The organism is Streptomyces sp. NPDC058000, assembly GCF_042886435.1.
Taxonomy (GTDB): Bacteria; Actinomycetota; Actinomycetes; order Streptomycetales; family Streptomycetaceae; genus Streptomyces.
Window position 1 is genome coordinate 161,442 of the sequence record NZ_JBHVQS010000011.1, and the last position, 17,892, is coordinate 179,333.

Genomic DNA, 17,892 nt, shown 5'->3' on the forward strand with positions numbered 1-17,892 from the left:
GCGGTGACGCGCCGGCGGAGCGGGATGGTGCGACGGGGACGGGGCCTTCGGGCGGTGTGGGGCGCGGAAGCGCGTCAGCCGGCGTCAACCACGGGCACGCAGACCCCCGTTGCGCGGTGCGCCGAGATCCCGGGACAGGCTGCGGGCGACCTCGCGCACCGCAATGGCGTGTTCCTGGCGGACATTTTCAGCCATCAGGCGCTCCACCGGGCCCACCAGGCCCAGTCCGCCGACCACATCGCCGGTGCGGTCGAAGACGGGCGCCGCGATCCCCGCGTCGCCGAGCGTCAATTCGTTCTCGTCCACCGCGTATCCGGTCTCGCGCGCCCGGTCCAGCTGGGCCTCCAGCTGCGCCGCATCGTCGAGGCTGAAGCCGGTGACCGGCGGCAATGCGCCCGCCAGTAGGGCGGTGCGACCCTCGGCCGGCAGGAAGGCCGCGATCGCCTTCCCCAGTGCGCAGGCGTGCCACGGCAGACTGGCCCCCGTCTCCAGGACCTGCACCGCCCCGCCCGGCCGGAACGCGTGGTGGACCACGAGGACCTGGCCGTCCGTCAGAATGCCGGCCCAGACGGCCGCGTCCGCCTGTGCGGCCAGCCGGTCGGCCCAGGTCACCGCGCGGGTCCGCAGCTCGTGCGAGTCCAGGTAGGCGTTGCCCAGCGTCACCAGGCCCGGCCCCAGCTGGTACTTGCCGGTCTCGCGGTCCTGTACGACCAGCCCCTCCGCCTCCAAGGTGCGCAGCAGTGCGTGGGCGGTCGGCTTGGCGACGCCGACCCGGTCGGCCAGTTCCGTTACGCCCAAGCGCGGTGTCGCCGTGGCGAGTTCCCGCAGTACGTGGATCGCCCTGTGCACCGCCTGGACCATGAACCACTCCTTGGTCGGTATTGCTGAACGGCGTTCCGAGCCGTAGGGTCCTCGTTCATGACACCGCTGGTTGGCATCGTACTTGTGCCGCACCGTGCGGAGATCGCGCTGGGGGTACGGTCGTTGGCCTCTGGGATGGCCGCTGGGATGGCCGGGGGCGGGGTCACCGGGGCCGTGGTCGCGGCCGCCGTCACCGCCGCGACCGGTACCGCACCGCCCGCCGTCGCCCGGGCCACGGAAGAGGCCCGGAACATCGGCAAGTTCTGACCGGGCGGCCGGCTGCCGGCGCCGCGCGGTCCCGGAAACCCCAGTCACCCCCCTTCGGGGCGCCGGCCGCTGCTCGTGCCACCGACAGTCATAGACGGCACCAATAGCCGCCATCGGCACTGCGTCATTGCCCCGCAGGCCGCCGTCGATCAAGGTGGAGACATCGCCGTCCACCACCCGTGCCCCGACAGAATTGCGGACCGTCACCATGACCTCACCGAGCGCCGAGCAGTCCCACCCCCACACCGTCGTCTTCCGCGACATCCGGCCCTTCGGGGGCCCGCCCGTCGACCTGGCCGTGATCGACGGCGTGATCGGCGGAGTGCTCGGTGCGGCCGACGGTGGCGCCGCCGGGCCGGGTCCCCGGTCGGCGGCCGAGGAGGTGGACTGCGGTGGCATGCTCGCGCTGCCCTCGCTCGTCGATGCGCACATCCACCCCGACAAGACCTCCTGGGGCGAGCCCTGGCAGACCCGCCGCCGCCCCGCCCACAGCATCGCCGATCACGTGCAACAGGACGTCGAGCTCTACCGGTCCCTGCCCACCCCGGTCGGTGTGCGGGCGCACCGGCTCATGGCCCACGCCGCGGCATCCGGCACCCGTGCCATGCGCGCGCACGCCGACGTGGCCCCCGCCTACGGACTCGAAGCCCTCGCCGGCGTCAACGAGGCGCGCGACGCCCTCGCCGGTGTCCTCGACGTCCAGATCGTCGGCTTCCCCCAGCACGGCCTGCGCCAGGCACCGGGGACCGATGCGCTGCTGGACGAGGCGGCCCGCAACGGCCTGCTCGACCTCGTCGGCGGCATCGACCCCGCGGGCTTCGACGACAACCCCGAGCACCTGGACACCGTCTTCGACCTCGCCGAACGCCATCGCCTCGGGGTGGACATCCACCTGCACGACCGCGGCGAGCGCGGCCTCACCCCGCTGCGCGAGATCATCGCGCGCACCCGCGCCCTGGACATGGGCGGCCACGTCACCGTCAGCCATGTCTTCTGCATCCCCGGACTGGGCCCGCGCGAGCTCGACGCACTGGCCGGTGAACTGGCCGCGGCGGGCGTGTCCTTGACCACGGTGGCCCCCGACTCCGTGTCGGTCCTGCCGCACCGACGGCTGCGCGCCCACGGGGTGCGGGTCGGCATCGGCTCCGACGGCGTGCGCGACGCCTGGAGCCCCTTCGGCAACGCGGACATGCTGCACCGCGCCCACCTCCTCGGGTACTGCACCGGCGCCCGCCTCGACGAGGAACTCGACGCGTGCTACCTGGCCGCCGCCCACGACGGGGCCGCGCTCGTCGGGCTGCCCACGGCCGACTTCGCGCCCGGTGCGCCCGCCGACTTCCTCCTCGTCGAGGGTGAGTGCCTGGCCCAGGCAGTGGTGGACGTGCCGCACCGACGGATGGTCGTCCGGGCCGGCCGGGTGGTCGCCCGCGACGGAGCCCTCTGCCAGTGAGTGGACGGATCGCCTGCGACGACGACGAGGCAGTCCTGAACGTGACAGACAGTCAGATCGGCGTCGACGACGAGGCGGCCCTGAGCGTGACAGACAGACAGATCGGCTGCCCTGACTGACCCCACCACCCTCCTTCGCCCTCCTTCGCCCTCCTTCGCCCTCCTTCACCCTCCTTCACCCTCCTTCACCTTCCTCATTTTCCCTAACCTTCCCTATTGGTGTTGCCGATAGGGAAGGTTAGGGTATTTTCATGAGTGATCGTTTGTACTCCGTGGAGCAGGTGGCCGAACGGCTGGGCCTGCATGCGCGCACCGTCCGCAACTACGTGCGCGACGGGCGCCTCCCCGCGGTCCGCATCGGCAAGCAGTACCGCATCGCGCACGAGGACCTGGAGACCTTCACCGGCCGCCCGGTGCCCGCGCCCGAGAGCGGAATGGCGGGGCGGCAGCGCCATACCGAGGTATCGAGCATCGTGGAGATCGAGGACATCGACCCTCGGACGGTCGACCGGCTGACCACGATCCTGATGACCTCGGCCGCCGCACGCGGGCCGGGGGAGCGACCTCTGCGGATCGAGACGGTCCACGACAGGGACCGGGCCCGGATGAAGGTCATCGTCCTGGGCGGACTGGCCGACACGGCCCGGCTGTTCGACTACATGGAGGGGGTACTCGCGTCGTGAGCACGAGCGAGGGAACAGACACCGGAACGAGCGCGGGGACGAGCGCGCTCTACAAATCCGAGGCCGGGGCGGCGGAGATCCTGCGGCGTTACCGGGAGGCACTGGACGCCTGGCCGGTGCCGGCCGAGCGGGTGCGGGTGCCGACCCGGCAGGGCGAGACCTTCGTCGTCGTCTCCGGCCCGAAGGACGCGCCGCCCCTGGTGCTGCTGCACGGCTCGGGTGCCAACGCGACGATGTGGCAGGGCGACATCGCGTCCTGGTCGCAGCACTTCCGCACTTACGCCGTGGACGTCATCGGTGAACCCGGCCTGAGCGCGCCCAGCCGGCCGCCGTTGGGTTCGGACGCCTTCCAGGAGTGGCTGGACGACGTGTGGGAAGGGCTCGGCATCTCCACTGCGGCCGTGGTGGCGACCTCCCTCGGCGGGTGGTTGGCATTGGACTACGCCAGTCGCCGGCCGGAGCGGGTGACGCGGCTGGCGCTGCTGTGCCCGGGCGGTGTGGGACGGCAGAAGATGGGCTGGCTGTTCAAGTTCCTGCTGCTGCGCGCCTTCGGACGCAAGGGTGTCCGCCGTTCGGTGCGCTCGGGGGCAGGGCTGGAAGATCCCGCGCTCCAGCCCGTTCTCGACACGGTGGTCCTCATCTTCACGCACTTCAAGGCGCGTACCGAACGGCTGCCCGTCTTCCCCGACGAGGTGCTGCGTCGACTGGGCATGCCGGTGTTGGTGATCGCAGGGGGCCGGGACGCCCTGTTCGACTCCGCCGAGACCGCTCGGCGGGTGCGCGCGTGCGTACCGCGGGCCACGGTGCACCTGCTGCCCGAGGTCGGCCACGCCATCCTCGGCCAGACCAGGACGATCGAGGAGTTCCTGCGCGCCTGAGGAGGCCGGACGCCGGAGCCCGCCGAGGGCGACGCCATCGGAACCGCGGCCGCCCCGAGGGCGGATGTGGTTCCGATGCGCCGCCCGGAGCGGGCATCCGGCGCCGGGTGGACCGGCGGTCGGTCATGCGCCCCCTGCGCCCCCGCGCACCCTGGGGGCTCTCTGGACGGTCCCCGGACCGGGCCTTAGCGTCACGCGTCGTGACTAGCATCCCGCAGGCTCCTGACATCCTGTCACCAGAGTTCGCGACCGACCCCTACCCGGCGTACCGCGTGCTGCGCGAGCACTACCCACTGCTGCACCATGAGGGCACCGGCAGCTATCTGATCTCCCGTTACGACGACGTGGAGCGGGCCTTCCGCGAGCCGGTGTTCACCAGCGACAACTACATCTGGCAACTCGAACCGGCACACGGCGGACGCACCCTCCCGCAGATGAGCGGCCGCGAACACGCCGTACACCGGGCCCTGGTGGCCCCCGCCTTCCGCGGCCGGGAACTGCGCGAAACGTTCCTGCCGATCATCGAACGGAACGCCCGCGAGCTGATCGACGCCTTCCGCGGCGCGCAAGAGGCGGATCTCGTCGGGCAGTTCGCCACCCGCCTCCCGATCAACGTGATCGTCGACATGCTCGGACTGGACCGGGCCGACCACGACCGCTTCCACCACTGGTACACCGCGGTCGTCGCCTTCATCGCCAACCTCGCCCAGGACCCCGGGATCGCGGCGGCCGGTCGCCGCGCGGGGGAGGAACTCGCCGCCTACCTGCACCCGATCATCCAGCAACGGCGTGCCGCGCCCGGCGACGACCTGCTCTCCCGGCTGTGCACCGCCGAGGTCGAGGGCGTCCGGATGAACGACCAGGACATCACCGCGTTCGTGAGCCTGCTGCTGTCCGCCGGCGGCGAGACCACGGACAAGGCCCTCGCCCTGATCGTCCGCAACCTGCTCGCCCACCCCGACCAACTCGCCGTGGTCCGCGCCGACCGCTCGCTGATACCCGCGGCCTTCGCCGAGACGCTGCGCCACACCCCACCGATCCAAATGATCATGCGGCAGCCTGCCGCGGACGTCACCCTCAGCGGCGGCACCGTGCCCGCCGGCGCCACCGTCACCTGCCTGATCGGCGCCGCCAACCGCGATGCCCGCCGCTACGCCCGGCCCGACGCGTTCGACGTGTTCCGTCCCGACCTCACCCCGGCCAACGCCTTCAGCGCCGCCGCACAGCATGTCGCCTTCGGCCTCGGCCGACACTTCTGCGTGGGCGCCCTGCTGGCCAAGGCCGAGGTCGAGACCGGCGTCAACCAACTCCTCGACGCCTTCCCCGACTTGGGGTTCGCGGACGACACCGCACCGGCCGACGCGGGCGTCTTCACTCGCGGGCCGCGGCAGCTACGGCTACGTCTCGGAAGCGCCCGGGGATGAGCGACTCCGCCTGACACCGGACGTCCACGCCTCCCGATACCGCGGGGAAGGATCACGCCCCCGCGAAGTGGCCGTCCGCCCACGGGCCCACCGGGATCACCCAGGTCACCCTGCCCCGCGCGTCCAGCAGCCGCCCCATCAACTTGGTCTGCCGCAGGAGGACCGAGCGGTCGCGCAGGACCAACTGCGACAGCCGCTCGCCGAGCTGGGTCTCCAGCCGCTGGACGTCCGCCACGGTGTGCAGCCACACCGTGAGGAGGAGGTTCTGCGGACCGGTCCCCGCGGAGCGCAGCCGGACCTCGGGGAGCGTGAGCGGCACCCGGACCGCCTCGGGCAACCGCTCCGCGGGCACGCTCGCCCACAAGGTGGCGGACACCGGGCGCCGCACGTCAGCCGTGTGGCGACCGGCGGGGCTGGTCGGCCGTCACACGCGGGCACCGTTGTCGCGGCGTTCCCGGGGTTCCCGGCGGCCGCCGGGCCGGCGGGTCGCACGGCGGTCCGGCCGCCGGGACGTCGTCCCACCGCGCCGCTCCAGGACGATCGCCAGCGGCGTCGCGGTGCACACCGACGAGTACGTGCCGACCGCGATGCCGATCAGCAGGGCCAGCGCGAAGTCGGTCAACGAATCGCCGCCGAGCGCGGCGAGCGCGGCGAGGATGAACACCGCTCCCATACCGGTGTTGACGGTGCGTGGCACGGTCTGTAGCACCGCGGTGTTGGCGAGCTCCGGGAACGGGGTCCCGCCCCCGGCGGCCCGCAGTTCGCGTACCCGGTCGAAGACCACCACCGAGTCGTTGACGGAGTACCCGATGACGGTGAGCAGGGCCGCGAGGAAGACGCCGTCGAGGGACTTGCCGAGCCAGGCGAACACCCCGACGAGCACGATGACGTCGTGCGCCATGGCGACCACGGCGGACAGCGCGAACGTCCACCGGAAGCGCATGGCGAGGTAGCCCAACTGCGCGGCGAGGGCGAGGCCGAGAGCCAGCAGCGCACCGCGGCGCAGTTCGCCACCCAGGCTCGGGCCGATCAGCTCGTCCCGCACCTTCTGCGCTCCGCCGCCGAGCTCGTCGACGACCCGGCCCGCCGTGGTCAGTTCCTCGGCGGAGAGCCGTTCGGTGCGCACCGTCAGGGTGCCCTCGCCGGAGGTGGTGACCTGGGCCCGGTCGAGGCCCGCGGTGCCGAGCGCGGCGCGGGCCTGCTCGGCGTCGACCGGCCGGGTGGTGGTGTACTCGATCATCCGGCCACCGGTGAACTCCACGCCGTAGTCCAGTCCGCGGACGGCGATGCCGAACGTGGCCAGGAGCAGGGCGACGCCGCTCAACGCCAACCAGCGGCGCCGGTGGCGCATCAGGTCCGGCCGACGACGGGAGAGCCAGGACCGGACCCGGCCGAGTCCGGTCAGACCGGTCAGGCGAGGGCGGCGCCGGACCGGCCGGAGCCCGACCGCGCACTCCGCCAGCACCCGGGTGACCAGCAGCGCACTGACCATCGAGGCGGCCACCCCGATGCACAGGGTGACGCCGAAGCCGCGCACCGGCCCGGACGCGAAGAAGAACAGCAGCACCGCCGCGAGCAGGGTGGTGACGTTGGAATCGGCGATGGCGCTGAACGCGTTGCGGAAGCCGGCCGCCAGGGCGCTGCGCAGGGTCCGCGGACGGGTGTCCGGCCCCGCCGCGTACTCCTCCCGGGCGCGCTCGAAGACCAGCACGTTGGCGTCCACGGCCATCCCGATCGCCAGGACGAAACCGGCGAGGCCGGGGAGGGTGAGGGTGGCGCCCAGGGCCAGCAGCGCCGCGTAGGAGATCAGCGCGTAGCAGGCCAGGGCCAGTGTGGCGAGCGCGCCGAGCAGGCGGTAGACGACGGTGAGGAACGCGGCGGTCAGCGCGATCCCGATGACCGCCGCCTGGGCACTGGAGGTGATCGCCAGGGTGCCCAGGGTCGGGCCGACGGCGCGCTGTTCGACGATCTCCACCGGCACCGGCAGCGCCCCACCGTTGATCAGCAGCGCCAGCTCGTGCGCCGTGCGCTGGTCGAAGCCGCCGGTGATCCGGGTGGTACCGCCGGTGATGCCGACCCCGCAGGTCACGGACGTCTCGACCCGCGGCGACGAGATGATCTCGCGGTCCAGGACGATCGCCGCGCGCCGGGCCGGATCGTGCGGTGCCGCGCAGGCCGCCTTGCCGGTCAGCTGGGCCCAGGCCCGCTCGCCGGTGCCGCGCAGGCTCAGCCCGACGGACCAGCCGCTGCCGTCCTGCGCATCGAACTCGGCCTTCGCGCGCTGCACTTCGGCGCCGGTCAGGGCCGCGGGGCCCAGCCGCAGCGGGGTGCCCGAGTCATCGGGGAGAACGCTGCTGCGGTCGCCGGGGGTGGCGGGGGTGGACGGGGATCCGGGGGCGGTGCCCAGGACCGGATGGAGGGAGAGTTGGGCGGTGCGTCCGAGGACTTCGGCAGCATCGTCGGGATCGTCGAGGCCGGGCAGATCCACGACGATGCGGTGTTCACCGGCCCGGGCGAGGTGCGGTTCGCTCACCCCGAGGGCGTCCACGCGGCGGCGGAGCACCTCCAGGGTGCGGTCGGTGGCGTCCCGGTCGGCCTTGGCAGTGGGGGAGTCGCGGGTCTCCAGGACGAGTTGGGTCCCACCGCGCAGGTCGAGACCGAGCCGTACGGGCTGGGTCAGTGCGAGGAACGTGGAGAGGGCGAGGATCGCGAGCGCGAACAGCGCCCGCACCCTTGTGGCGCGGGTCAAGGTGCCTCCAGCAGGCATGCGTGGGCCGCGGGTGCGGCCCCGACGGGTGGATATGCGGAGCGGCTGGAGGCACGGGCGGGGCCCGGTCCCGGCACCGGCCGGCGTAGCCGAGCGAGTCGGCGGCGACGGCGCCGGGCAGTGCGGAGCGGACCGTACGGCGCGGCGGGCCCCCGCCGAGGGACGGGGGCAGGGCGCCGGGTGCCGGTGCGGGAGTGGGGAGGTGACGGGTCGTCGGACAGGCGAGGTGGGGGAGGCCGCGGTCGACGGTGTCCTGGGGCGCAGTGTGGTGCACGCAGGCCGCGGCGGACGCGGACGCGGCAGCCGTCGCGGAGGGAGCGCCGACGAGCCCCGGCATGAGCAGCGCGACCCCGGCGAGGACGGCGAGCAGGACGGATCGGCGCCGATGCGCCACGTGAGCAGACACAGTACGCAAACCCTCCCTTACCGACACTGTGCCATGTCGGCCGCGCCTGCTGCCAGACAGGGCCCGGCTCCCCGCACGGCAGCACGGCAGCACGACACCGCGGCCCGTCGGCGCTTCGTGACCGCATGGGCCAACGCACTAAGGTAGAAACGGCAGTTGCGGGGGGCGTAAGGCAGCACGAGCGAGGGGTGACCAGGACATGGCGGTGCCGGAGGACTGGATGGGGGCCCGGCCCCAACAGCCGATCGACCTGCACACGGACCGGCCGCACGCCGCCCGCGTCTACGACGTACTGCTCGGCGGCAAGACCAACTACCCGGCCGACCGGGAGGCGGCCGAGCAGACGCTTGCGGCGCTGCCCAACGCCGGCGCGATCGCCCGCCAGAACCGGGCCTTCATGCAGCGTGCGGCCCACCATCTGGCGGCCGAGGCCGGCATCCGGCAGTTCCTGGACATCGGCACCGGCATCCCGACCTCCCCCAACCTCCACGAGATCGTCCAGGAGACGGTGCCGCAGGCCCGCGTCGTCTACGCCGACAACGACCCGATCGTGCTGGCGCATTCACGCGCCCTGCACACCAGCCACCCGCAGGGCCGGACCGCCTACGTCCAGGCAGACCTCTGCCACCCCCGGGAGATCCTCCAGAACCCGACCCTGCGGCAGACACTGGACCTCACCCGACCGGTGGCCCTCACCCTGATCGCCGTGCTGCACTGGCTCCCGACGGACTGCGACCCCTACGCCGTCGTCCGGGAGTTGATGGGCGAGTTCCCCGCGGGCAGCTTCCTGGCCCTGACGTACGTCACCGCCGACTTCAAGCCGCAGGCATTGAAGGAGGTCTCGGACAACTTCGAGGCCAAGGGCTCCCACGTGAACGCGCGGAGCAGGGACGAGGTACTGCGCTTCTTCGACGGCCTGGACCTGGTCGACCCCGGCCTCACGGTGGTGCACCGCTGGCGCCCGGACGCCGTGGAAGTGGGCGCCGCCGCCTGGCCCGACGCGGACATTCCGCTGTACGCCGGGCTCGGCCGCAAGAGCTGACCCACGTCATCGACCCGGCGCGGGGCGAGGCGTCAATCCGTGGCCGGCAGCGCCGCCCAGACGGCCTTGCCGGCCGCGGTCGGCGTGGTCCACCCCCATGACGAGCTGAGGCAGTCGATGATGTGCAGCCCGCGACCGCTCTGGGCCAGGTAGTCGGGCTCCCGCAGCACCGGTACGTCCGTGCTGTGGTCGCAGACCGTGCACAGGACGAGGTCCCGGCAGCGCAGCAGTCCCATCCAGAGCTGATGGGGCGCCGCCGCACGCGAAGGCCCGGTGGGCTTGGCGAGCCCGTACCGCAGGGCGTTGGAGAGCAACTCCGAGACGATCAGTGCGGCGTTGTCGACGAGGGGTTTGAGGTGCCAACCGCTGAGTGTGGCCCCGGTGAACCGCCGCGCCTCCGAAGCCGCCCTGCCGTCCGCCGAGAGGGCGCGGGCGGCCAGTCCGGCGGGCTGGATGGCGTGTTCGTCGAGCCGGATGTCGCGCGGCGCCTGCACGAGCCAGCGGCTGAGCGGCTGAGTGGGGAAGAGGGCGGCAGCCGGACCTGCCCGGTGGGTTGTCATCACGAACTCCGTGGCGCCTCTCGGACTTTCGTTACGAACGGGTGATCCGACACCACTATCCCCGGCGGCCGCTGGCGCTGCAAGTGCATCTGCAATTACATTCGAGTCGAACGTAATTGCATCGGTAAGTGCAGCCGCCCGTGCGGATGCATGTGATGCCTGGTCAGAGGCTTGTGTGTGGAGCAAGGGAGTTGCAGGATGCAGCAGTTCGACAACGGCGTGGCCGCGGACCTGATCGAGGGTGCGGTCTGGAGGAAGAGCCGGCGCAGCGCGCCCGGGGGCGACTGCATCGAGGTCGCCGCGCTGGCCGACGGCGGTTTCGCGGTCCGCAACTCCCGCGACCCGCACGGGCCGGCACTGATCTACACCCGTGCGGAAATGGCCGCGTTCGTCGGCGGCGCCAAGGACGGCGACTTCGACGCGATGCTGGGCTGAGCGGACGCGGTGCGGGCCCGTCGCGCGGCGGGACCGCCCCCGTCGCTGTCGATGGCGCATTTCTGTACCTGACGGCCGGTAAGTGCGACACTGGGGGTATCAACACTGTCGCTCACGGGAGTTGGGATGACCGCGATGAGGCGGCCGGAAGGCGAGCTGTCGATAGCGCGCTACCTGCAAGAACCGCAGGTGGGGCCCACCGCCGCGCGCATCGTGCTGGGAGCCCAGCTCCGAAAACTGCGCACCGGCGCCGGCATCTCACGCGAAGACGCGGGCAAGGCCATCCGTGGCTCTCACGCCAAGATCACCCGTCTCGAACGGGGACAAGTCGGCTTCAAGAGACCGGACCTGGCCGACCTTTTGACCCTCTATCAGGTACTCGACCCGGAACGTCGGGACGACTACTTCGAGCTGGCCGACCAGGCCAACTCCGCGGGCTGGTGGCACGAGTACAGCGACGTCCTTGAAGACTGGTTCGAACTCCACCTCGGCCTGGAGGAAGCCGCCGCGCTGATCCGGACCTACCAGGTGCAGTTCCTGCCCGGCCTGCTCCAGACCGAGGAATACGCCCACGCCGTCACCCGCATCGGCTACCCCAACGCGCCGCAGACCAAGGTGGACCGCCTGGTCGCCCTGCGGATGGAACGCCAGCGGCTGCTGACCCGGCCGGACGCCCCACGGCTGTGGGCGGTGGTCGACGAGGCGGTGCTGCGCCGGCCGTTCGGCGGCACCGAGGTGATGGCCGCCCAACTGCGGTACCTCCTCAAGGCGGTGCAGATGCCGAACGTGACGCTACAGATCGCACCCTTCAGCGTGGGGGCGAACGCGGCGGCCGGTGCACCGTTCAGCATCCTGCGGTTCGCCGAACGCGAGCTGCCCGACAAGGTCTACCTGGAGCAGCTGACCAGCGCCCTGTACCTGGACAAGCAGGAGTCGGTCGACCAGTACGCCGCGGTCATGGACCGCCTGTGCACCGAGGCAAACACCCCGAAGGACACCCCCGCCTTCCTCGCCTCGCTGATCGACCAGCTCGCCTGACCCGGCCACCGCGTCACGGCCCCAGGCAGTCGACGAAACGTATCCCCGCGCCCGCGCCCGCACCCGCGATGAAGTCCTCCGGGGCGTGGTTGCGCAGCAGGCGCATGTCGTAGCGGGCGCGGGGGCCCTCGCCGTCCTGCTCGTAGAGGTGCCGCCCGGACAGCTCGCACGAGTCGTAGCGGACCAACGCGCCCCGGGAGCCGCTGCGGTAGCGGTGCGGATGGCTGTCCTTCGCGAACGGGCGGAACGCCGGCGCGGTGTCGTCGCAGTCGTTGAAGTGCACCGTCCCGCCGTCCCAGGCACAGTCGATCACCACGGCGTCCGGGCCGCGCACCTCGAAGCGGATGTCCTCGGCGTGGAACCGCTGTACGGAGTCGTGGTGGTCGCCGCGCGGGAAGCGGAAGAAGGTGCTGGTACGCCCGTAGTCGGCGGAATCCGTGGGGCGGCGGTCGGTGACGATGTACGAGCCGCCGCGTGATCCTTTCGTTGCACGAAGCGGACCGGTTGCCGCAGACTCGTGACACCGCTGTGCACCCATCCGATCACCTGCTGGCGGACGCTCTTCATTACAGTGACGGCGTCAGTTACCGGCGATCCACGGACCAAGTGAGGTAAACGCCCACCATGCCGACCGAAACGTTTGAGTTCCAGGTAGAGGCCCGTCAGCTGCTCCAGTTGATGATCCACTCGATCTACTCGAACAAGGACGTCTTCCTCCGTGAACTCGTCTCCAACGCCTCCGACGCGCTGGACAAGCTGCGCCTGGCCGCGCTGCGCGACGACTCACTCGACGCTGACGTCTCCGACCTGCACATCGAGCTGGAGATCGACGAGGACGCCCGTACGCTCACGGTGCGGGACAACGGCATCGGGATGTCGTACGACGAGGTCGGGCAGCTCATCGGCACGATCGCCAACTCGGGCACGGCCGAGTTCCTTCGGGAGCTGCGGGAGGCGAAGGACGCCGCCGGCGCGGAGGGGCTGATCGGCCAGTTCGGCGTCGGCTTCTACTCCGGCTTCATGGTGGCGGACGAGGTCACCCTGCTGACGCGGCGCGCGGGCGAGACGAAGGGCACCCGCTGGACGTCCCGCGGCGAGGGCACCTACACCCTGGAGGAGACCGGCGACGTGCCGCAGGGCACCTCGATCACGCTGCACCTCAAGCCGGCCGACCCCAACAACCAGCTGCACGACTACACCTCGGTGTGGAAGATCAAGGAGATCGTCAAGCGCTACTCGGACTTCATCACCTGGCCCGTCAAGCTGGTCGGGCAGCCGGCGGGCGAGGACGACGGGCCGGCCGAACCCGAGACGCTGAACTCGATGAAGGCGCTGTGGGCGCGTTCCCGCGACGAGGTGTCCGAGGACGAGTACCACGAGCTGTACAAGCACATCAGCCACGACTGGCGCGAACCGCTGGAGACCATCCAGCTGCAGGCCGAGGGGACCTTCGAATACCAGGCCCTGCTGTTCGTCCCGTCGCACGCCCCGCACGACCTGTTCACGCAGGACTACAAGCGCGGGGTGCAGCTGTACGTGAAGCGCGTGTTCATCATGGACGACTGCGAGGAGCTGCTGCCGCCGTACCTCCGCTTCGTCAAGGGCGTGGTCGACGCGCAGGACCTCTCGCTCAACGTCTCCCGCGAGATCCTTCAGCAGGACCGGCACATCCGGATGATGCAGCGGCGGCTGACGAAGAAGGTGCTGTCGTCGATCAAGAGCATGATGGCCAACGACGCCGAGCATTACGCCACGTTCTGGCGGGAGTTCGGCGCCGTGCTGAAGGAAGGGCTGGTCACCGACTCCGACAACAGTGACGCCGTGCTCGCGGTGTCGTCGTTCGCGACCACGTACGGCGAGGACGAGACGGTCACGCTGGCGCAGTACGTGGAGCGGATGCGGGACGGGCAGGAGGACATCTACTACATCACCGGCCAGTCCCGGCAGAGCATCGACAACTCCCCCCACGTGGAGGCCCTCCGGGAGCGGGGCATCGAGGTACTCCTGCTCACGGACCCCGTCGACGAGGTGTGGGTCGACGCAGTGGGCGAGTTCGAGGGCAAGCGGCTGCAGTCGATCGTCAAGGGGGAGATCGACCTCGGTACGCAGGGGGACGAGAAGTCCGAGGGCGAGCGGGAGAAGCAGGCCGAGGAGTACGCGGGCCTGCTCGACTGGATGGGGGAGCAGCTGGACGAGGACGTCAAGCAGGTGCGCCTGTCGTCGCGCCTGACCGTGTCGCCGGCCTGCGTCGTCGCGGACGCGGACGATATGACACCGGCGTTGGAGAACATGTACCGGGCCATGGGGCAGGAAGTGCCGCGCACCAAGCGCATCCTCGAACTCAACCCCGACCACCAGCTGGTGAAGGGCCTGAACCAGGCGTACCGGGAACGCGAGGACCGCTCCGACCTCACCGAGACCGCCGAATTGCTGTACTCCTTGGCCGTCTTGGCGGAGGGCGGCCGGCCGGCCGACCCCGCACGCTTCGTGAAGGTGGTTGCGGACCGCCTGGAACGCACCCTGTGATCACCCCCCGCTCCGCGACAGGGGGATGAGGGCGTCCGCCAGTGGGCGACAGAAGGGGTGCGGGCCAACTCCCCGATCATGAAGTTCTTCACGCTTCGTGATCACTCGGGGTGTCCATGCATCCGATGACCTACTGGCGGACCCTCTTGCGCGGGTCTACCGACGTATGGGGATCGGCCCCCCCCGGGTCCTGTCGTCACGCTCCCCTCGTCCGCCTGCCGGGTGGACGACGGGAGCGTGACGGCAGGACCTAGCCCATGCTTTTGGCGCCGTCCAGGGACTCACGGATGATGTCGGCGTGGCCGGCGTGCTGAGCGGTCTCGGTGACGATGTGCATCAACACCCGGCGGGCCGACCACTGCGCGTCGGCCTCGAACCAAGGGGCCTTGGGCAGTGGCCACGTGCGGCCCAGGTCGGGCAGAGTAGCGACCACATCGTCGGTCCGGCGGGCCACTTCCGCGTACTCGGCCAATACGCCGGCCAGCGTCTCACCCGGCAGTAGCCGGAACTCGTCTGCCCGACGGGCCCAGTCGGACTCGGTCATCGCCGTGAAGTCCGGCAGCGCCGAGGGGCCGTTCAGGATGAAGTCCACCCAGTGCCGCTCGGCCGAGGCGACGTGCTTGATCAGGCCGCCCAGGCACAACTCGCTGGCGGTGGGCCGCAGTCCGGCCTGTTCGTCGGTGAGGTCACGGGTGGTGAAGCGCAGGAAGTGCCGGTGCTTGGCCAGGCTCTCAAGCCATTCGGCGCGCTCATCGGTGACGGCCGGATTCGCGGCCAGATCGCGGGTGGTCACGTCGTTGTCGGTCATGGTCTCCGCCTTTCGGTGTTCCCGTTCCGTCGGTCAGGACCACGCTAAAGACCATCTAGGTCAGATTCGGTCCTAGATGCCCTGGAACTCTTAGCTCCCCTAACTCGCCTAGCTCCCCAAGTTCCCGGAAGGCGGAGTCGAGCGAGGCGAGGACCAAGTCTCGGTATCCATACCGCCGTCGGTCGCCGTCCGGCCCCTCCGCCGGCGTGCGGCAGTTTGACTCTGACATCCGTGTGAGGGTCTAGCGTCCCGATCACCAGTGCGGGCACCAGCGCCCGCACCACACGAGAGGGACTCACCTGCCATGACCCACAACCCCCGTCCGCTCGACGAAAAGATCGCTCTGGTCACCGGTGGCAGCCGGGGGATCGGGCGCGCCATTGCCGAACGACTCGGCCGCGACGGAGCCGTGGTCGCCCTGACCTACGCCCGCGACGCGGCTGCGGCGGACGAGGTGGTCGCAACGATCCGCAAGGACGGTGGTCGCGCGGTCGCGCTGCATGCGCCGCTCGGCCACCGGGGCGACGCCGCCGACCTGTGGTCGGCCTTCGACGAGCAGATCACGGGATGCGCCCCCGGGACGGGGCCGCAGCCGGCGGTCGACATCATCGTCAACAACGTGGGCATCGCGATGGTGGCGGCCCTTCCCGCACTGACCGAGGACGACTTCGACAAGGTCTTCGCGGTCAACGTCCGCGCCCCGTTCTTCGTCGTACGGGAGGGGCTCAAGCGTCTGCGTGACGGCGGCCGGATCATCAACGTCTCCAGCGGCGCCGGTCGTCTGGCCATGCCCGAGGCCATCGCCTACGGCGCCACCAAGGGTGCGCTGGACAACTTCACCCTCAATCTGGCCAAGGAGCTGGGCCCCCGAGGCATCACCGCCAACGCGGTGGCGCCGGGGATCATCGACACCGACGTGAACGCCGAGTGGCTGCGCGGCAACCCGGTCGCAGAGGCAGACGCCGCGTCACGGGCCGCGTTGGGCCGGGTCGGCCAGCCGGACGACGTGGCCGATGTCGTCGCGTTCCTCGCCTCGCACGACGCACGGTGGGTCACCGGCAAGGTGATCGACGCCACCGGCGGCGTCAGGTTGTGAAAGCAGTCGAAAGTGCAGGAGCAAGCCGACGACCGGTATCGGGGTGAGCGTGGGCGGCGGGGCCCGTCCCTGACCACCCGGCCCCCATGACACGCACTCGACATCAAGTCGCCACACAAGACCGGGAATCAAGCGTCAACCCGGCCTGTTCTGAAGGGACATGACTGTTGGAGCTGCCCTCAATCCGATCGACCCCACGAATCAGATCGACGCGAGCGTGGAGCTCGCCAAGGAGGCCGCGGCCGCCGGACTGAGCTCCGCCTGGTTCGGCCAGACCTTCGGCGCGGACTCGCCCCAGCTCGCCGCGATCGTCGGCCGCGAAGTACCGGGACTACAGGTCGGTACGTCCGCCATCCCGGTCTTCGGGCGGCATCCGCTGCACGTCTCCAGTCAGGCCCAGACCGCGCAGGCGGCCACGCACGGCCGCTACCACCTCGGGCTCGCCCTGGGCACCAAACTCCTGACCGAGGCGGGCTTCGGCATCCCCTTCGAGCGGCCCATCGCCCGACTGCGTGAATTCCTCACCGCAATACGGCAGTTGAACGAAACCGGCAGTGCCGACTTCCACGGCGAACTGCTCACCGCAACCACACCGATCCCCGCCCGGGTGCCCGGTGCGGAGCCCGGCGTCCCGCTGCTGGTCGCCGCCATGGGACCGCAGGCACTGCGGGTCAGCGGCGAGCTGGCCGACGGGATCCTGCCCTACCTCGCCGGACCCCGCGCCCTCGCCGAACACATCGTCCCGGCCGTCACCGCGGCAGCCGAGGCCGCCGGGCGCCCCGCACCCCGGATCGTGGCACTCGTCCACGGCGTGGTCACCGACGAGGTCGACGCCGTGCGGGCCACGGTCACCGAGAATCTGGCGTTCTACGAGCAGATCCCCTCCTACGCGCGGGTGATCGGGCTGTCCGGCGGCCGGCGGGCCGCCGACGTCGCCGTGATCGGTGACGAGAAGAAGGTCGCCGCCGAGGTGCGGCGCTACCGCGACGCCGGGGCAACCGAGGTGGTGTTCGCCGGGACGGAGGTCGCCGGCGCCGCCGACCGACGCCGCACCTGGGCACTCCTGGGCGAGCTGGCGGGCTGACCAGGCACCCCGTCCGGAGAAATGCGGATGCGCCGGCCGGCGGCCGGCCGTTTCGGTGTGCGCATGTCTACGTCCCGAATTTCCTGGCCGAGGACCCGCTTCCCCACCAGAAGTGCGTCGTCGTGCTTTTTCGGAGCGTTAACCCATCATCGCCATTCGTGATGTCGAGCTGCGTGCCGGCGCCCGCCTGCTGCTGCCCGATGTGTCATTCGCCATCCCTCCCGGCGACCGGATCGGCCTGGCCGGCCGTAACGGAGTGGGCAAGACCACCCTGACGACCACCCTCGCCGGCCGGGCCAAGCCCGCCGCCGGGAGCGTCACCCGCACCGGCCCGGTCGTTCGCCTCGCCCAGGACTCGACTCCCGCTACGAGGTCCTGTCCGAGGTCGATTCCTATCCAGGCGCGATCGTAATGGTCACCCACGACGAGGGCGCCCTCGATGCCCTGCGCCCCGAAGGCGTGCAGCTTCTGCCGGACACGGACTCAGACGCGGACGAGGACCTGTGGAGCGAGGAATGTCGGGACCTGGTTGCCTGTCTGCTGACAGATCCGGACTCATCCGGACCTA

Annotated in this window: 18 protein-coding genes and 1 pseudogene; 13 read left to right on the top strand and 6 right to left on the bottom strand. The window is 70.9% G+C overall.

Annotated elements, in window-relative coordinates; all coding sequences use genetic code 11:
- Positions 1–84: 84 nt before the first annotated feature.
- Positions 85–861, bottom strand: a complete 777-nt coding sequence (locus ACFVT2_RS14825) for an IclR family transcriptional regulator (protein WP_390016928.1) — start codon at positions 859–861, stop codon at positions 85–87.
- A gap of 57 nt (positions 862–918) precedes the next feature.
- On the opposite strand from ACFVT2_RS14825, the gene ACFVT2_RS14830 reads away from it, so the two are divergent.
- The 6 genes from ACFVT2_RS14830 (at position 919) to ACFVT2_RS14855 (ending at position 5,562) form a co-directional block, all read left to right on the top strand.
- Positions 919–1,128 carry a hypothetical protein gene (locus ACFVT2_RS14830; protein ID WP_390016931.1) on the top strand — a complete coding sequence of 70 codons (210 nt, stop codon included), beginning with the start codon at positions 919–921 and terminating at the stop codon, positions 1,126–1,128.
- 208 nt (positions 1,129–1,336) lie between these two features.
- Complete coding sequence (locus tag ACFVT2_RS14835; RefSeq protein ID WP_390016934.1) at positions 1,337–2,578, top strand: amidohydrolase; 1,242 nt, start codon at positions 1,337–1,339, stop codon at positions 2,576–2,578.
- The gene (locus ACFVT2_RS14840; protein ID WP_390016936.1) at positions 2,575–2,697 is read left to right on the top strand and encodes a hypothetical protein; all 123 of its coding nucleotides are present in this window, start codon (positions 2,575–2,577) and stop codon (positions 2,695–2,697) included. Before ACFVT2_RS14835 ends, ACFVT2_RS14840 begins: the two co-directional genes overlap by 4 nt.
- Before the next feature lie 131 nt (positions 2,698–2,828).
- Positions 2,829–3,260: a helix-turn-helix domain-containing protein gene (locus tag ACFVT2_RS14845; protein ID WP_390016939.1), complete on the top strand. Its 432-nt coding sequence runs from the start codon at positions 2,829–2,831 to the stop codon at positions 3,258–3,260.
- Complete coding sequence (locus tag ACFVT2_RS14850) at positions 3,257–4,138, top strand: alpha/beta fold hydrolase (protein ID WP_390016941.1); 882 nt, start codon at positions 3,257–3,259, stop codon at positions 4,136–4,138. Before ACFVT2_RS14845 ends, ACFVT2_RS14850 begins: the two co-directional genes overlap by 4 nt.
- Before the next feature lie 200 nt (positions 4,139–4,338).
- Complete coding sequence (locus ACFVT2_RS14855; RefSeq protein WP_390016943.1) at positions 4,339–5,562, top strand: cytochrome P450; 1,224 nt, start codon at positions 4,339–4,341, stop codon at positions 5,560–5,562.
- Positions 5,563–5,614: 52 nt separating this feature from the next.
- Here the strand turns inward: ACFVT2_RS14855 and ACFVT2_RS14860 are convergent, their stop codons facing one another.
- On the bottom strand, positions 5,615–5,938 hold the full coding sequence (locus ACFVT2_RS14860; RefSeq protein ID WP_390016946.1) for a hypothetical protein: 324 nt from the start codon (positions 5,936–5,938) through the stop codon (positions 5,615–5,617).
- Positions 5,939–5,986: 48 nt separating this feature from the next.
- Positions 5,987–8,329, bottom strand: a complete 2,343-nt coding sequence (secD, locus tag ACFVT2_RS14865; RefSeq protein WP_390016948.1) for a protein translocase subunit SecD — start codon at positions 8,327–8,329, stop codon at positions 5,987–5,989.
- Between the two features lie 605 nt (positions 8,330–8,934).
- Here secD and ACFVT2_RS14870 point away from each other — a divergent pair.
- The gene (locus tag ACFVT2_RS14870; protein WP_390016950.1) at positions 8,935–9,777 is read left to right on the top strand and encodes an SAM-dependent methyltransferase; all 843 of its coding nucleotides are present in this window, start codon (positions 8,935–8,937) and stop codon (positions 9,775–9,777) included.
- A gap of 32 nt (positions 9,778–9,809) precedes the next feature.
- On the opposite strand, the gene ACFVT2_RS14875 is transcribed toward ACFVT2_RS14870, so the two are convergent.
- Entirely contained in the window at positions 9,810–10,337 is a 528-nt protein-coding gene (locus ACFVT2_RS14875; RefSeq protein WP_390016953.1) for an ATP-binding protein, read from the bottom strand.
- Between the two features lie 198 nt (positions 10,338–10,535).
- Here ACFVT2_RS14875 and ACFVT2_RS14880 point away from each other — a divergent pair, with 198 nt between their 5' ends.
- Together ACFVT2_RS14880 and ACFVT2_RS14885 are read left to right on the top strand one after the other, a co-directional pair.
- Positions 10,536–10,772 carry a DUF397 domain-containing protein gene (locus tag ACFVT2_RS14880; RefSeq protein ID WP_390016955.1) on the top strand — a complete coding sequence of 79 codons (237 nt, stop codon included), beginning with the start codon at positions 10,536–10,538 and terminating at the stop codon, positions 10,770–10,772.
- A gap of 126 nt (positions 10,773–10,898) precedes the next feature.
- On the top strand, positions 10,899–11,810 hold the full coding sequence (locus ACFVT2_RS14885; protein ID WP_390016957.1) for a helix-turn-helix domain-containing protein: 912 nt from the start codon (positions 10,899–10,901) through the stop codon (positions 11,808–11,810).
- Positions 11,811–11,823: 13 nt separating this feature from the next.
- Here ACFVT2_RS14885 and ACFVT2_RS14890 read toward each other — a convergent pair whose 3' ends face one another.
- Positions 11,824–12,348, bottom strand: coding sequence for a hypothetical protein (locus ACFVT2_RS14890; RefSeq protein ID WP_390016960.1), 525 nt, complete (start codon positions 12,346–12,348; stop codon positions 11,824–11,826).
- Between the two features lie 86 nt (positions 12,349–12,434).
- Here ACFVT2_RS14890 and htpG point away from each other — a divergent pair, with 86 nt between their 5' ends.
- Positions 12,435–14,336: a molecular chaperone HtpG gene (gene htpG / locus ACFVT2_RS14895; protein WP_390016962.1), complete on the top strand. Its 1,902-nt coding sequence runs from the start codon at positions 12,435–12,437 to the stop codon at positions 14,334–14,336.
- A gap of 250 nt (positions 14,337–14,586) precedes the next feature.
- Here htpG and ACFVT2_RS14900 read toward each other — a convergent pair whose 3' ends face one another.
- The gene (locus tag ACFVT2_RS14900) at positions 14,587–15,144 is read right to left on the bottom strand and encodes a DinB family protein (protein ID WP_390016965.1); all 558 of its coding nucleotides are present in this window, start codon (positions 15,142–15,144) and stop codon (positions 14,587–14,589) included.
- Between the two features lie 304 nt (positions 15,145–15,448).
- On the opposite strand from ACFVT2_RS14900, the gene ACFVT2_RS14905 reads away from it, so the two are divergent.
- From ACFVT2_RS14905 to ACFVT2_RS14915, 3 genes and pseudogenes are all read left to right on the top strand, one after another.
- On the top strand, positions 15,449–16,240 hold the full coding sequence (locus ACFVT2_RS14905; RefSeq protein ID WP_390016967.1) for an SDR family oxidoreductase: 792 nt from the start codon (positions 15,449–15,451) through the stop codon (positions 16,238–16,240).
- A gap of 160 nt (positions 16,241–16,400) precedes the next feature.
- Positions 16,401–17,324: an LLM class F420-dependent oxidoreductase gene (locus ACFVT2_RS14910; RefSeq protein WP_390016970.1), complete on the top strand. Its 924-nt coding sequence runs from the start codon at positions 16,401–16,403 to the stop codon at positions 17,322–17,324.
- Positions 17,325–17,469: 145 nt separating this feature from the next.
- Positions 17,470–17,679: pseudogene (locus ACFVT2_RS14915) on the top strand (ATP-binding cassette domain-containing protein); the annotation flags it as partial.
- Positions 17,680–17,892 lie beyond the last annotated feature (213 nt).